Annotated in this window: 13 protein-coding genes and 1 other RNA gene; 6 read left to right on the top strand and 8 right to left on the bottom strand. The window is 62.8% G+C overall.

The genetic code is table 11. The features are described 5' to 3' along the window. Positions 1-47 precede the first annotated feature (47 nt). Together purH and ruvC are read left to right on the top strand one after the other, a co-directional pair. On the top strand, positions 48-1,613 hold the full coding sequence (gene purH / locus A6V37_RS01695) for a bifunctional phosphoribosylaminoimidazolecarboxamide formyltransferase/IMP cyclohydrolase (protein ID WP_064268822.1): 1,566 nt from the start codon (positions 48-50) through the stop codon (positions 1,611-1,613). 175 nt (positions 1,614-1,788) lie between these two features. Further along, positions 1,789-2,331, top strand: a complete 543-nt coding sequence (ruvC, locus tag A6V37_RS01700; protein ID WP_064268823.1) for a crossover junction endodeoxyribonuclease RuvC — start codon at positions 1,789-1,791, stop codon at positions 2,329-2,331. 8 nt (positions 2,332-2,339) lie between these two features. Here the strand turns inward: ruvC and A6V37_RS01705 are convergent, their stop codons facing one another. Next, complete coding sequence (locus tag A6V37_RS01705; protein ID WP_064268824.1) at positions 2,340-2,972, bottom strand: LysE family translocator; 633 nt, start codon at positions 2,970-2,972, stop codon at positions 2,340-2,342. A gap of 149 nt (positions 2,973-3,121) precedes the next feature. Between A6V37_RS01705 and ruvA the strand changes: the two genes are divergently transcribed. Together ruvA and ruvB are read left to right on the top strand one after the other, a co-directional pair. Then, on the top strand, positions 3,122-3,703 hold the full coding sequence (gene ruvA, locus A6V37_RS01710) for a Holliday junction branch migration protein RuvA (RefSeq protein WP_064268825.1): 582 nt from the start codon (positions 3,122-3,124) through the stop codon (positions 3,701-3,703). A gap of 97 nt (positions 3,704-3,800) precedes the next feature. Continuing rightward, entirely contained in the window at positions 3,801-4,865 is a 1,065-nt protein-coding gene (ruvB, locus tag A6V37_RS01715) for a Holliday junction branch migration DNA helicase RuvB (protein WP_064268826.1), read from the top strand. Positions 4,866-4,939: 74 nt separating this feature from the next. Here ruvB and A6V37_RS01720 read toward each other — a convergent pair whose 3' ends face one another. The 3 genes from A6V37_RS01720 to tyrS all read right to left on the bottom strand — a co-directional run bounded on the left by A6V37_RS01720 (position 4,940) and on the right by tyrS (position 7,461). Continuing rightward, complete coding sequence (locus tag A6V37_RS01720; RefSeq protein ID WP_064268827.1) at positions 4,940-5,611, bottom strand: histidine phosphatase family protein; 672 nt, start codon at positions 5,609-5,611, stop codon at positions 4,940-4,942. 109 nt (positions 5,612-5,720) lie between these two features. After that, the gene (gene dtd, locus A6V37_RS01725; RefSeq protein WP_064268828.1) at positions 5,721-6,179 is read right to left on the bottom strand and encodes a D-aminoacyl-tRNA deacylase; all 459 of its coding nucleotides are present in this window, start codon (positions 6,177-6,179) and stop codon (positions 5,721-5,723) included. A gap of 31 nt (positions 6,180-6,210) precedes the next feature. Then, entirely contained in the window at positions 6,211-7,461 is a 1,251-nt protein-coding gene (gene tyrS, locus A6V37_RS01730; RefSeq protein WP_064268829.1) for a tyrosine--tRNA ligase, read from the bottom strand. Between the two features lie 206 nt (positions 7,462-7,667). Between tyrS and A6V37_RS01735 the strand changes: the two genes are divergently transcribed. Next, positions 7,668-8,798, top strand: a complete 1,131-nt coding sequence (locus A6V37_RS01735) for an anhydro-N-acetylmuramic acid kinase (RefSeq protein WP_064285710.1) — start codon at positions 7,668-7,670, stop codon at positions 8,796-8,798. Between the two features lie 82 nt (positions 8,799-8,880). Here A6V37_RS01735 and erpA read toward each other — a convergent pair whose 3' ends face one another. The 3 genes from erpA to rplM all read right to left on the bottom strand — a co-directional run bounded on the left by erpA (position 8,881) and on the right by rplM (position 10,357). Next, positions 8,881-9,246: an iron-sulfur cluster insertion protein ErpA gene (gene erpA, locus A6V37_RS01740; protein ID WP_007180424.1), complete on the bottom strand. Its 366-nt coding sequence runs from the start codon at positions 9,244-9,246 to the stop codon at positions 8,881-8,883. A gap of 278 nt (positions 9,247-9,524) precedes the next feature. After that, complete coding sequence (rpsI, locus tag A6V37_RS01745) at positions 9,525-9,917, bottom strand: 30S ribosomal protein S9 (RefSeq protein WP_011489810.1); 393 nt, start codon at positions 9,915-9,917, stop codon at positions 9,525-9,527. Positions 9,918-9,928: 11 nt separating this feature from the next. Continuing rightward, the gene (rplM, locus tag A6V37_RS01750) at positions 9,929-10,357 is read right to left on the bottom strand and encodes a 50S ribosomal protein L13 (protein ID WP_007587440.1); all 429 of its coding nucleotides are present in this window, start codon (positions 10,355-10,357) and stop codon (positions 9,929-9,931) included. A 690-nt stretch (positions 10,358-11,047) separates the two neighbouring features. Here rplM and A6V37_RS01755 point away from each other — a divergent pair. Continuing rightward, positions 11,048-11,470 carry an OsmC family protein gene (locus A6V37_RS01755; protein WP_064268831.1) on the top strand — a complete coding sequence of 141 codons (423 nt, stop codon included), beginning with the start codon at positions 11,048-11,050 and terminating at the stop codon, positions 11,468-11,470. 103 nt (positions 11,471-11,573) lie between these two features. Here A6V37_RS01755 and rnpB read toward each other — a convergent pair. Continuing rightward, positions 11,574-11,987, bottom strand: an RNA gene (rnpB, locus tag A6V37_RS01760) — RNase P RNA component class A. Positions 11,988-12,029: the final 42 nt, after the last annotated feature.

The following is a 12,029-nucleotide window of genomic DNA, read 5'->3' on the forward strand; positions in this document are numbered from 1 at the left end:
TTTTTGGGCGCTCCTGCCACGTTTCCCTTCGGCTTTTCGTCTTCATCATGATCAAGCAAGCGCTCATCTCCGTTTCCGACAAGTCCGGCATCGTCGACTTCGCCAAGTCGCTGTCGGACCTCGGCGTCAAGATCCTGTCGACCGGCGGCACCGCGAAACTGCTCGCGGACGCGGGTCTGTCCGTCACCGAAGTCGCCGATTACACGGGCTTCCCGGAAATGCTGGACGGGCGCGTGAAAACGCTGCATCCGAAGGTGCACGGCGGCATTCTGGCGCGCCGCGACCTGCCGGAACACATGGCCGCGCTTGAAAAGCACGACATTCCGACCATCGACCTGCTGGTCGTGAATCTGTACCCGTTCGTGCAGACCGTGTCGAAAGAAGAGTGCTCGCTGGAAGACGCGATCGAGAATATCGACATTGGCGGCCCGACCATGCTGCGCTCGGCCGCGAAGAATCACCGCGACGTGACGGTGGTGGTCGATCCGGCGGACTACGCGGTCGTGCTCGAAGAAATGCGCGCGAACAGCAACGCTGTGTCGTACAAGACGAATTTCCGTCTCGCCACCAAGGTGTTCGCGCACACCGCGCAGTATGACGGCGCGATCACGAACTACCTGACGAGCCTGACCGACGAGTTGCAACACTCGTCGCGCAACACCTACCCGGCTACGTTCAACCTCGCGTTCAGCAAGGTGCAGGATCTGCGCTACGGCGAAAACCCGCATCAAAGCGCGGCGTTCTACCGCGACCTGGTGGTGCAGCCGGGTGCGCTGGCGAACTATAGCCAGTTGCAGGGCAAGGAACTGTCGTACAACAACATCGCCGATTCCGACGCAGCGTGGGAATGCGTGAAGACCTTCGACGTGCCGGCCTGCGTGATCGTCAAGCACGCGAACCCGTGCGGCGTGGCGGTGGGCGCGGACGCAAACGAAGCGTATGCCAAGGCGTTCCAGACCGATCCGACCTCGGCGTTCGGCGGCATCATCGCGTTCAACCGCGAAGTGGATGAAGCCACGGCGCAAGCTGTGGCCAAGCAGTTCGTCGAAGTGCTGATCGCGCCGTCGTTCAGCGCGGCCGCGCGCCAGGTGTTCGCGGCCAAGCAGAACGTGCGTCTGCTGGAAATCGCCTTGGGTGAAGGCCATAACGCGTTCGACCTGAAGCGCGTGGGCGGTGGTCTGCTGGTGCAATCGCTCGATTCGAAGAACGTGCAGCCGCGCGAATTGCGTGTGGTCACGAAGCGTCACCCGACGCCGAAGGAAATGGACGACCTGCTGTTTGCCTGGCGCGTGGCGAAGTACGTGAAGTCGAACGCGATCGTGTTCTGCGGCAACGGCATGACGCTCGGCGTCGGCGCGGGCCAGATGAGCCGCGTGGACTCGGCGCGCATCGCCAGCATCAAGGCGCAGAACGCCGGCTTGACGCTGACGGGTTCGGCGGTGGCGTCGGATGCGTTCTTCCCGTTCCGCGACGGCCTGGATGTGGTGGTCGCGGCTGGCGCGACCTGCGTGATTCAACCGGGCGGCTCGATGCGTGACGACGAAGTGGTCGGCGCAGCGGACGAGCACAACATCGCCATGGTGTTGACCGGCGTGCGTCACTTCCGTCATTGATTCGCGTTGGACTGGCGGCGCCGGCTTCCTTGTGAAGCAGAGGTTACCGCCGGCGCTTCAAGCTTCGACAAAACGGCCCGGCGGCATTGTCCGCCGGGCCGTTTTCTTTGGGACCACACGGCGTGCGTGCGGTAGTATCGCAAGCAACTGGTTTTCACCGCATCTGCGGCACCTCATGAGAATTCTTGGCATCGACCCCGGCTTGCGCGTCACCGGCTTTGGCGTCATCGATCAAACCGGACACACGCTCAGCTACGTCGCGAGCGGCGTAATCAAAACCGCCGACGCCGATCTGCCATCGCGCCTCGGTACCATTTTCGAAGGCATCTCGACACTGATCCGTCAGCACTCGCCGGATCAGTCGGCGATCGAAAAGGTGTTCGTCAACGTCAACCCGCAATCCACCTTGCTGCTCGGCCAGGCGCGCGGCGCGGCGATCTGCGGACTGGTCGCGGGCGGTGTACCGGTCGCCGAATACACCGCGCTGCAATTGAAGCAGGCCGTGGTGGGCTACGGCCGCGCGACCAAGGAGCAGATGCAGCAGATGGTGGTGCGCCTGCTCAATCTCTCCGGTGTACCCAGCACCGACGCCGCCGACGCGCTCGGCATGGCGATCTGCCACGCGCACGGCGGCACGACGCTGAGTACGCTCGGCGGCATTGCGCCTTCACTGGCGAAGAAAGGGCTGCGTGTGAGGCGCGGACGCCTGGTCGGGTAGCGCAGCAGTCAGTTCCGGCTAGCCAGCGCGAGACGGCAGGCCAGGCCGGCAAACACCGTCCCGAGCAGATACTGCGGCAAGCGTGACGGCCGGCGCCCCGCCGACAACCCGCGGCTCAACTTGCTCGCCATCAGGATCACCGCGCCGTTGACGCAAAACCCGATCGCGTTGAGCACCGTTGCGAGCACCATGATCTGCAACGCCACCGAGCCCGCTTCAGGCCGCACGAATTGCGGGAACAAGGCGAGCACGAAAAGCGCCATTTTCGGATTCAGCAGATTCGTGAAGAGGCCCTGGCGGAAAATGCGGCCGACCGGATAGCGGATCATCGAGGCATTCGGCGAGAGCACCGTGCCTTGCGCGCGAAATGTTTTCCAGGCGAGGTACAGCAGATACGCAGCGCCCGCGAAACGCACGACGTCGTATGCGATGGGTACGGCCAGAAAGAGCTGCGACAGGCCAAACGCCGCTGCCAATGCATGGCAATACGTGCCGACCAGAATACCCGCTAGCGAAGCAAAGCCCGCGGAACGTCCCTGACTGACGCTGCGCGAGGCTATCAGCAACATGTCCGGCCCGGGGGTAGCGGTCAACGCGAGGCACGCGCCGGCAAACAGCGCGAGGGTGGTGAGGCTCAGCATGAAAACTCCTTCTGGGTGAGTGGGACGAGAACTCGCCAAAAGGGATTGCAGTTTATGGGGCGGCCTCGCGCGGGTCAACTGAGATGCGGCATAACTCCCCGCTCACGCGCTGCGCTACACTCGCCCTTTCTCACAAGATTGAATCCGCCATGATCGGTCGCATTGCCGGCGTTCTGCTGGAAAAAAACCCGCCGCATCTGCTCGTTGACTGCAACGGCGTCGGTTACGAAGTCGATGTGCCGATGAGCACGTTCTACAACTTGCCCTCGACCGGCGAGCGCGTCGTCTTGCTCACGCAGATGATCGTTCGCGAAGACGCGCATCTACTCTATGGCTTCGGCACCGCCGAGGAACGTTCGACCTTCCGCGAATTGCTGAAGATCACCGGCATCGGCGCGCGCATGGCACTCGCCGTGCTCTCCGGCATGAGCGTGCATGAACTCGCGCAAACCGTGACGATGCAGGACGCGGCGCGCCTCACGCGCGTGCCGGGCATCGGCAAGAAGACGGCGGAGCGGCTGCTCCTCGAACTGAAGGGCAAGATCGGCGCCGACCTGGGCACGCTGGCTGGCGCGGCGTCCGCATCCGACCACGCTTCGGACATCCTGAACGCACTGATCGCCTTGGGTTACTCCGAGAAGGAAGCGTTGGCGGCCGTCAAGAACGTGCCGGCCGGCACCGGCGTGTCCGAGGGTATCAAGCTCGCGCTGAAGGCCCTCTCCAAGGCCTGAGGCCGGGCCTTCGGGCCCGCCGCCATGCGCGCGCGCCAGGTGGCCCGTGGCAGTCAGGTAAGGCGCCGCCCGCACCCGCGCGCGGTACAATGGCCGCATGATCGAAACCGACAAACTCGCCACCGAGCGCATCATCGCGGCCACGCCCGTCTCGTCGAACGAAGAAGCGTTCGAGCGCGCGTTGCGCCCGCGCCAGCTCGACGAATATGTCGGGCAGGAAAAAGTCCGCGGCCAGCTGGAAATCTTCATCGAGGCCGCCAAGCGCCGCTCCGAATCGCTCGATCACGTCTTGCTGTTCGGCCCGCCGGGTCTGGGCAAAACAACGCTCGCGCATATCATCGCGCGGGAAATGGGTGTCAATCTGCGGCAAACCTCCGGGCCGGTGCTCGAACGCGCGGGCGACCTCGCCGCGCTGCTCACCAACCTCGAAGCCAACGACGTACTGTTCATCGACGAAATCCATCGGCTCTCACCGGTCGTCGAGGAGATTCTGTACCCGGCGCTAGAGGATTATCAGATCGACATCATGATCGGCGAAGGGCCGGCCGCGCGCAGCGTGAAGCTGGACCTGCAACCGTTCACGCTGGTCGGGGCGACCACGCGCGCGGGCATGCTGACCAATCCGCTGCGCGACCGTTTCGGCATCGTGGCACGGCTCGAGTTTTACAACGCCGAGGAACTGGCGCGCATTGTCACGCGTTCGGCGTCGCTACTGCATGCGCAGATTCACCCGGACGGCGCATTTGAAATCGCCAAACGCGCGCGCGGCACGCCGCGGATCGCCAATCGCTTGCTGCGGCGCGTGCGCGACTTCGCCGAAGTGAAAGCCGACGGCAACATCACCGCGCAAGTGGCCGACGCCGCGCTCAGAATGCTCGACGTGGACGCAGTGGGTTTCGATCTGATGGACCGCAAGCTGCTCGAAGCGATTCTGCACAAGTTCGACGGCGGCCCGGTCGGCGTCGACAATCTGGCGGCGGCCATCGGCGAAGAGCGCGACACGATCGAAGACGTGCTCGAGCCGTATCTGATCCAGCAAGGCTTCCTGCAGCGCACGCCGCGCGGCCGGGTCGCCACGCTGCTGACCTACCGGCATTTCGGTCTCGCCGCGCCGGAATCGTCGAGCGGACTGCCTGGTTTGTGGGATTCGGCCGCGAGCTGAGCCGAGACACGTCGCGCGAGCAAACCCAACCCCGCCGCCCTGCTGACGCTGGCGGCGCGGCGTAGCTGAGCCGATTAACGTCCCGGTTCCGGCACCTTCTTGAAACTATCGTCGGCGCTCGGCGCGTCGAGATGTGAAATGTCCGCCCAGGACACGACCGTCGCCTTGCCGTCGTTGAAATCCACCACATTCACGCTCGTGTTCAGCAATGCGTAATCACGCGGCGCATCGAGCGACAAACCGCAGGCGAACCGCCGCACGCAATCCAGCACGCCGCCATGCGCAACGCAGGCAATCCGCCCGCCGGGATGCGCGGCGACCAACGGCTCAATGGCATGCAGCACGCGATGGTAAAGCGTGCGCTGCGACTCGCCTTCCGGCGGCGCAAAGCCCGGATCGCGAGTTTGCCAGTGCGCGTACTCGTCGGGAAAACGCAGCGCGATCTCGTCGCTGTCGTGGCCCTGGAATGCACCGTATGAGCGCTCGCGCAGACCTTCGCGAAGCTGCAACGGCAAGCCCAGCGCATCGGCGATCGGCTGCGCGGTTTGCTGCGCGCGTTGCAGGTCGCTCGAATAGATCGCGTCGAGCCGTGCGCCCTGCTTCGCCTCGTCGGCCATGCGGCGCGCAAGACGTTGCGCCTGGGCAAGGCCCGTCGTTGCGAGCGGAATATCAATGTGACCCTGGATGCGTTTGATGCGGTTCCAGTCGGTCTCGCCGTGACGGATGAACAAAATCTGCGTAGTCATGGGATGAAGTAAGCGCCAAGGGCCCGGAAATGCCGAGCCGCTATTGTCGCAAAAAGCGGCTGGAGGGGAGATGCGCGCCGTGACGCGCATTTGGAACGACCGTTGTCGCTCAGGCGTTCGTTTGCAGCCAGAACGTGACCGGCCCGTCATTGACGAGCGACACCTGCATATCGGCGCCGAATTCGCCGGTCTCGACAATCGAATGCTTCGCACGCGCCGCCGCGACGAAGTAGTCGAACAGACGCTTGCCTTCATCCGGCGGCGCGGCCGGCGTAAAGCTCGGGCGCAGGCCGCTATTGGTGTCCGCCGCCAGCGTGAATTGCGACACGAGCAGCAAACCGCCGGCACGCCCGGCGCCGTCGAGATTCTGCACGGAAAGATTCATCTTGCCGGCCGCATCGCTGAAAACACGGTAGCCGAGCACCTTGGCGAGCAGGCGGTCGGCCGCCGCCTCGGTGTCGCCGCGCTCGGCGCACACAAGCGCGAGCAGCCCCGCCTCGATCGCGCCGGTCACCCGGTCGGCCACGCGCACTTCCGCGCGGCGCACGCGCTGGATCAGCGCGATCATCGGCTCGGCTCCAACTGCAACGTTCTGCCCATCAGGCCGTCAGCGTAACGCGTGCGAAGCGGCGCTTGCCGACCTGCACGGTGTACTCGCCCGCTTCGACCTTCAGCCCCTTGTCGGACACGGTCGCGCCGTCGATCTTCACGCCGCCCTGCTCGATGTTGCGCAGCGCTTCGCTCGTCGACGGCACGAGGTTGGCCTGCTTGAGCAACTGACCGATGGCGAGCGGCGCGCCCGCGAGCGTCACGGCCGGAATATCGTCGGGCACGCCGCCCTTCGCGCGATGGTTGAAATCTTCGAGCGCGCGCTCGGCGTCGGCTTGCGAGTGGAAGCGCGCGACGATTTCCTGGCCGAGCATCACCTTGAAGTCGCGCGGGTTGCGGCCCGCTTCGATCTCTTTTTTGAAGCCGGCGATCTCGTCCATGGGACGGAACGACAGCAGTTCGAAGTAACGCCACATCAGCACGTCGGAAATGCTCATCAGCTTGCCGAACATGTCATTCGGCTTTTCGCTGATGCCGATGTAGTTGTTCTTCGACTTCGACATCTTCTCGACGCCATCGAGCCCTTCGAGCAACGGCATCGTCAAAATGCACTGCTGCTCCTGGCCGTACTGCTTCTGCAACTCACGGCCTACCAGCAGGTTGAACTTCTGGTCCGTGCCGCCGAGTTCGAGGTCCGCGTTCAGCGCGACCGAGTCGTAGCCTTGCATCAGCGGATACAGGAATTCGTGGATCGAGATCGGCACGCCGCCCTGGAAACGCTTGGTGAAATCCTCGCGCTCGAGAATCCGCGCCACCGTGTAGCGCGACGCGAGCTTGATCATGCCGTCGGCGCCGAGCGGCATCGACCATTCGCTGTTGTAGCGGATTTCGGTCTTCTCACGGTCGAGCACGAGCGCGGCCTGCTCGAAATACGTTTTCGCGTTCGATTCGATCTGCTCGCGCGTGAGCGGCGGGCGCGTGGCGTTGCGGCCCGACGGATCGCCGATCAGCGAGGTGAAATCGCCGATCAGGAAGATCACCGTGTGGCCGAGATCCTGCAACTGGCGCATCTTGTTCAGCACGACCGTATGGCCGATGTGGATGTCAGGCGCGGTCGGATCGAGCCCGAGCTTGATGCGCAGAGGCACACCGGTGGCCGCGCTCTTCGCGAGTTTTTGCGCGAACTCCTCTTCGATCAGCAGTTCGTCGACACCGCGCTTGGTGACGGCGAGCGCGTGACGGACTTCGTCGGTGATCGGAAAGGCGGAGGCGGAATTGGGCTTGGTGGACTCGGTGCTCATGCTGGAAACTTGAAGTCGCGATAAAAGGAGATTGTCCCATAGATGCGCGCCGCCGCGCCCACTCACGCCGCCGCAAACGCGCTGCCGGCACACGATTTCCGCGCCGCGAGTCGCGCTGGCACCGTCGCAGCGCTTTATATCCGACCGCGTTTAGGCCAATAATCTGCTACAACGAATCGCAACGAACCCTAGAGAGGAGCAGCAACGTGGCGCAAGACCCCGCAGACGGCGTCTACTTTGGATTGATGTCCGGCACCAGCATGGACGGCGTGGACGGCGTGGCCGTCCGGTTCACCCAAGGGAAGCCGCCGGAGGTGCTGGCCGAAGCGTTTGTGGGTTTCGCGGACAGCCTGCGCGACGCCCTGTTCGCGCTGCAGCAGCCCGGCGACAACGAGATCGAGCGCGAAGCGCTGGCCGCCAATGCGCTCGCCACCCGCTACACGGTGTGCTGCCACGAACTGCTATGCAGCAGCCACGTGTCCGCCGCGGAGGTCCGGGCGATCGGGGTGCACGGGCAGACCGTGCGGCATCGGCCGGAAAAGGGCTTTACGCGGCAGATCAACAACCCCGCGCTGCTCGCCGAAATGACGCAGATCGACGTGATCGCCGACTTCCGCAGCCGCGACGTCGCGGCCGGCGGCCAGGGCGCGCCGCTGGTGCCGGCTTTTCACGCCACCGTGTTCGGCGCGAAAAACGAAACGCGGGTGGTCTGCAATCTGGGCGGCATCAGCAACATCACGATTCTGAGCGCGACCGGCAGCGTGCGCGGCTTTGATTGCGGGCCAGCCAATGCGCTGCTCGACGAGTGGGCGCATCGCCATCTTGGCAAGCCGTTCGACGAAAACGGCCATTTCGCGGCGAGCGGCCAGGTGGATCGCACGCTCCTGAACGCCTTGCTCGACGAACCGTTTTTCACCCAGCAGCCGCCAAAGAGCACCGGCCGCGATCTGTTCAATTCCGAATGGATGGACGCGAAGCTGCAGCCGTTCACCGGGCTGAACCCGGCCGACGTGCAAGCGACGCTGGTCGCCCTGACGGCGGTGACCGTTGCCCGCGAAATCGAGCGGCACGCGCCGGATGTTGAAGCGGTTTATGTGTGCGGCGGCGGCGCGCGCAATCCGGAGATTATGAAGGCGCTTCAGCAGGCGCTGGAAGATAGCGGCGTGAGTGGCGTGCCCGTCATGACCACCGATGCGCTCGGCGTGCCGCCAAGCCAGGTGGAACCGCTGGCGTTCGCATGGCTGGCGATGCGCTGTATGGCGCGCCTGCCGGGCAATTTGCCGGCTGTGACGGGTGCCGCCGCCGAACGGGTGCTTGGCGCGATCTACCCGCGCTGATCGCCGCGTCTGATTTCGGTGCATACAACGAAAAACGGGGCCGAAGCCCCGTTTTCCATACAACCAGTCGCTTAACCGGCGATCAGACCGAGAACGACGAGCCGCAACCACAGGTGGTCGTGGCGTTCGGGTTCTTGATAACGAATTGCGCGCCGTTGATGTCGTCCTTGTAGTCGATCTCAGCGCCAACCAGATACTGGTAGCTCATCGAATCGATCAGCAGCTGGACGCCGCTCTTGTTCATAACCGTATCGTCTTCGTTGACGGCTTCGTCGAACGTAAAGCCGTACTGAAAGCCCGAGCAGCCGCCGCCCTGCACGAAAACGCGCAGTTTGAGGTCCGCATTGCCTTCTTCTTCGATCAGTTGCTTGACCTTGTCAGCCGCTGCGTCGGTAAAAACGAAGGGGGCGGGCATCTCGGTCACGGGTGTATCGGTGACTGCGTTCATTCGAACTCTCCAAAAAGCTTCTAGCCGCTATTGTAGGGCTGATCTCGATATCGTGCTGAAGCCCACAAAATCAATAGGTTCTTACAGGATTTGATGGTCAGCGCGTGGGTGGCGCGGGTGGCGCCGACGCGGCCCTGCACCGGGCCGGGGCCGCCGTGAGGCCTCGTCGGCCCAAAACCCCGCAAACTGTTGCCCCACAATGAAAAAAGCCGCCTTCGCGACAGCGTTGGCGGCTTTTGCAGCGCTCCGGCCCGAAGACCGGCTCGCACCCGAAACGATTAACGCTTCGAGAATTGCTTCCGGCGACGTGCCTTGTGGAAGCCGACCTTCTTACGTTCGACTTCACGAGCGTCACGCGTAACGAAGCCTGCTTTCGACAGTTCCGGCTTCAGCGTTGCGTCGTAGTCCATCAGCGCGCGGGTGATGCCGTGGCGAACCGCACCGGCTTGACCCGTTTCACCGCCACCCGTCACGTTGACCTTGATGTCGAACGTAACGCCGTGGTTCGTGAGTTCCAGCGGCTGACGCACGATCATCAGCGACGTTTCGCGCGAGAAGTAATCGGCGATAGGCTTGCCGTTCACAACGATATCGCCCTTGCCTGCCTTGATGAACACACGTGCGACGGCGCTCTTGCGGCGGCCCGTGCCGTAATTCCAGTTACCGATCATGTGGGCTCCCCTTAGATCTCGAGCGCTTTCGGCTGTTGTGCCGAATGCGGATGCGTTGCTTCAGCGTAGACCTTCAGCTTCTTGATCATCGCGTAGCCGAGCGGGCCCTTCGGCAGCATGCCCTTGACCGCTTTCTCGAGCGCACGGCCCGGGAAGCGTTCTTGCATCTTGCCGAACGTCGTTTCATAGATACCGCCCGGGTAGCCCGAATGGCGATAGTACTTCTTGTCAGTCGTCTTGTTGCCCGTGACCTTCAGCTTGCCGGCGTTGATAACGATGATGAAATCACCGGTGTCGACGTGGGGAGTGAATTCAGGCTTGTGCTTGCCGCGAAGACGGTGTGCCACTTCGCTGGCGACACGCCCGAGAACCTTATCCGTCGCGTCAATCACGTACCATTCGCGCGTCACCTCATGGGCTTTTGCGGAAAACGTCTTCATGATCGATCCAAAAAAATTGCTGCGCCCAATGTGTTTTTTCCTGCTTGTAGTGTGCGCATCGAGGCGCGTGCAGGCTCTCCCTGGTTCTTCCTCCGCGGGCGCGGATGCGGAAAAGCCCTGAATTATAAAGGAATTTGCGACGCCAAGTCAAAACGTACGGGACTTTTGCGCGAATTTCCCGGCCATCGACCGTCCAGCAGCGCCATTTGCCACCCTGGCAGGCTCGAAACCGGCGTGGCCGCGGGGCCTAAAGGCGGGCTCGCTGGCGAAAAAAAACCCGAACGAGCGGTTCGGGTTTAATCCACCAAAGGAGGAGGTGGAGGAGACAGCGGAGGTTGCACACTTGCTGCAACCGATGGATCAGATTATATGAGTCCACCTTGTGCGGCGCAAGAAGATTTGCATCGCGAAATACAATCTCATAATGTGAGAACCGCATTTCTCAGCCTCATTACACTAAATTTCCTTTTAAATCAGATACTAAAAGTATCCAGCACGACCGCCTCACCAATCATCTTCTAGAGTAAAACCCCTAAACCCCTGCGGGCATTCCCGAATCGGCCGAACATGCGGCGGCGCAACACGCAAGCCGTCATTCCGCATAATTTCCAGCAAAAGTCGCCTCGGGCGGATACTCAAACACCGGGCTACAATGCCGTCTCGATATAGCGAAGCGCGGTGGAGCACAGCATGGAATGCAAAGTGAGCTGGATGGGGCAAGACGGAATGGCATTTGCGGCCGAGACGGGCAGCGGCCATCTGGTTGCGATGGACGGCGCGCCTGAAGGCGGCGGCCGCAATCTCGCGCCGCGTCCAATGGAAATGGTGCTGCTCGGCACGGGCGGCTGCACGGCCTACGACGTCGTGATGATCCTGAAGAAGAGCCGGCAGGAAATTTCTGACTGCTCGGTGACGCTGAAGGCCGAACGCGCCAGCGAAGACCCGAAAGTGTTCACCAAGATCCACTTTCACTTCACCGTGACGGGCAAGAATCTGAATCCGGCCACTGTGGAGCGCGCGATCAACTTGTCGCACGACAAATACTGCTCGGCTTCGATCATGATCGCGAAAACCGCTGAGCTGACGCACTCGTTCGACATCGTCGCGGGCTGAGCGCGGCCTGACGGCTGCGACGCGGGCCGCAGCGCCCGTCACCGAACATCAGCACAAAAAGAAAATGCCGGCGTCCGTTGGGACGCCGGCATTTTTTGTTGGGTGGCAAAGCAGGCCGATAAGCCGGATTCTGTGCACGCGCAACGTCCGAAAACGCGACGCGCGTGGCAGCCATTCCTCTAGGCGCGCCATTACTGACGCGCTCAAGCTTCCTACCCGCAGACGTGACGGGGGCCCCGTCCTGCATCTCGAAGATGCTAGCCTGCCTACTTGGAATTGCTCCGGGTGGAGGTTACCGTGCCGGTCTGCCTTGCAGCAGCCGCGGTGCGCTCTTACCGCACCGTTTCACCCTTACCTGATCCCGGCTTGCGCCGGGCCATCGGCGGTTTGCTTTCTGTTGCCCTGTTCCGCGTGTCACCACGGATGGCCGTTAGCCATCACCCTGCCCTGTGGAGTCCGGACTTTCCTCGCCCTCTTTGGCCGAAGCCGCAAAGGCCGCGACTGCCTGGCCTGCTTTGCTGGGGCGGATTTTAACATCTGCGGGACCCACAGGCCGGTT

Origin of the sequence: Paraburkholderia ginsengiterrae, assembly GCF_001645125.1 — a bacterium.
In the GTDB taxonomy this organism is placed as follows: Bacteria; Pseudomonadota; Gammaproteobacteria; order Burkholderiales; family Burkholderiaceae; genus Paraburkholderia; species Paraburkholderia ginsengiterrae.

Excerpts from the sequence above, each read along its gene's own strand:
- A6V37_RS01705 (WP_064268824.1), bottom strand. The coding sequence starts at position 2,972 with ATGCTGAGCCTCACCACCCTCGCGCTGTTTGCCGGCGCGTGCCTCGCG.
- erpA (WP_007180424.1), bottom strand. The coding sequence starts at position 9,246 with ATGAACGCAGTCACCGATACACCCGTGACCGAGATGCCCGCCCCCTTC.
- purH (WP_064268822.1), top strand. The coding sequence starts at position 48 with ATGATCAAGCAAGCGCTCATCTCCGTTTCCGACAAGTCCGGCATCGTC.
- ruvA (WP_064268825.1), top strand. The coding sequence starts at position 3,122 with ATGATCGGTCGCATTGCCGGCGTTCTGCTGGAAAAAAACCCGCCGCAT.
- A6V37_RS01755 (WP_064268831.1), top strand. The coding sequence starts at position 11,048 with ATGGAATGCAAAGTGAGCTGGATGGGGCAAGACGGAATGGCATTTGCG.
- ruvC (WP_064268823.1), top strand. The coding sequence starts at position 1,789 with ATGAGAATTCTTGGCATCGACCCCGGCTTGCGCGTCACCGGCTTTGGC.
- ruvB (WP_064268826.1), top strand. The coding sequence starts at position 3,801 with ATGATCGAAACCGACAAACTCGCCACCGAGCGCATCATCGCGGCCACG.
- tyrS (WP_064268829.1), bottom strand. The coding sequence starts at position 7,461 with ATGAGCACCGAGTCCACCAAGCCCAATTCCGCCTCCGCCTTTCCGATC.
- rplM (WP_007587440.1), bottom strand. The coding sequence starts at position 10,357 with ATGAAGACGTTTTCCGCAAAAGCCCATGAGGTGACGCGCGAATGGTAC.
- dtd (WP_064268828.1), bottom strand. The coding sequence starts at position 6,179 with ATGATCGCGCTGATCCAGCGCGTGCGCCGCGCGGAAGTGCGCGTGGCC.
- A6V37_RS01720 (WP_064268827.1), bottom strand. The coding sequence starts at position 5,611 with ATGACTACGCAGATTTTGTTCATCCGTCACGGCGAGACCGACTGGAAC.
- rpsI (WP_011489810.1), bottom strand. The coding sequence starts at position 9,917 with ATGATCGGTAACTGGAATTACGGCACGGGCCGCCGCAAGAGCGCCGTC.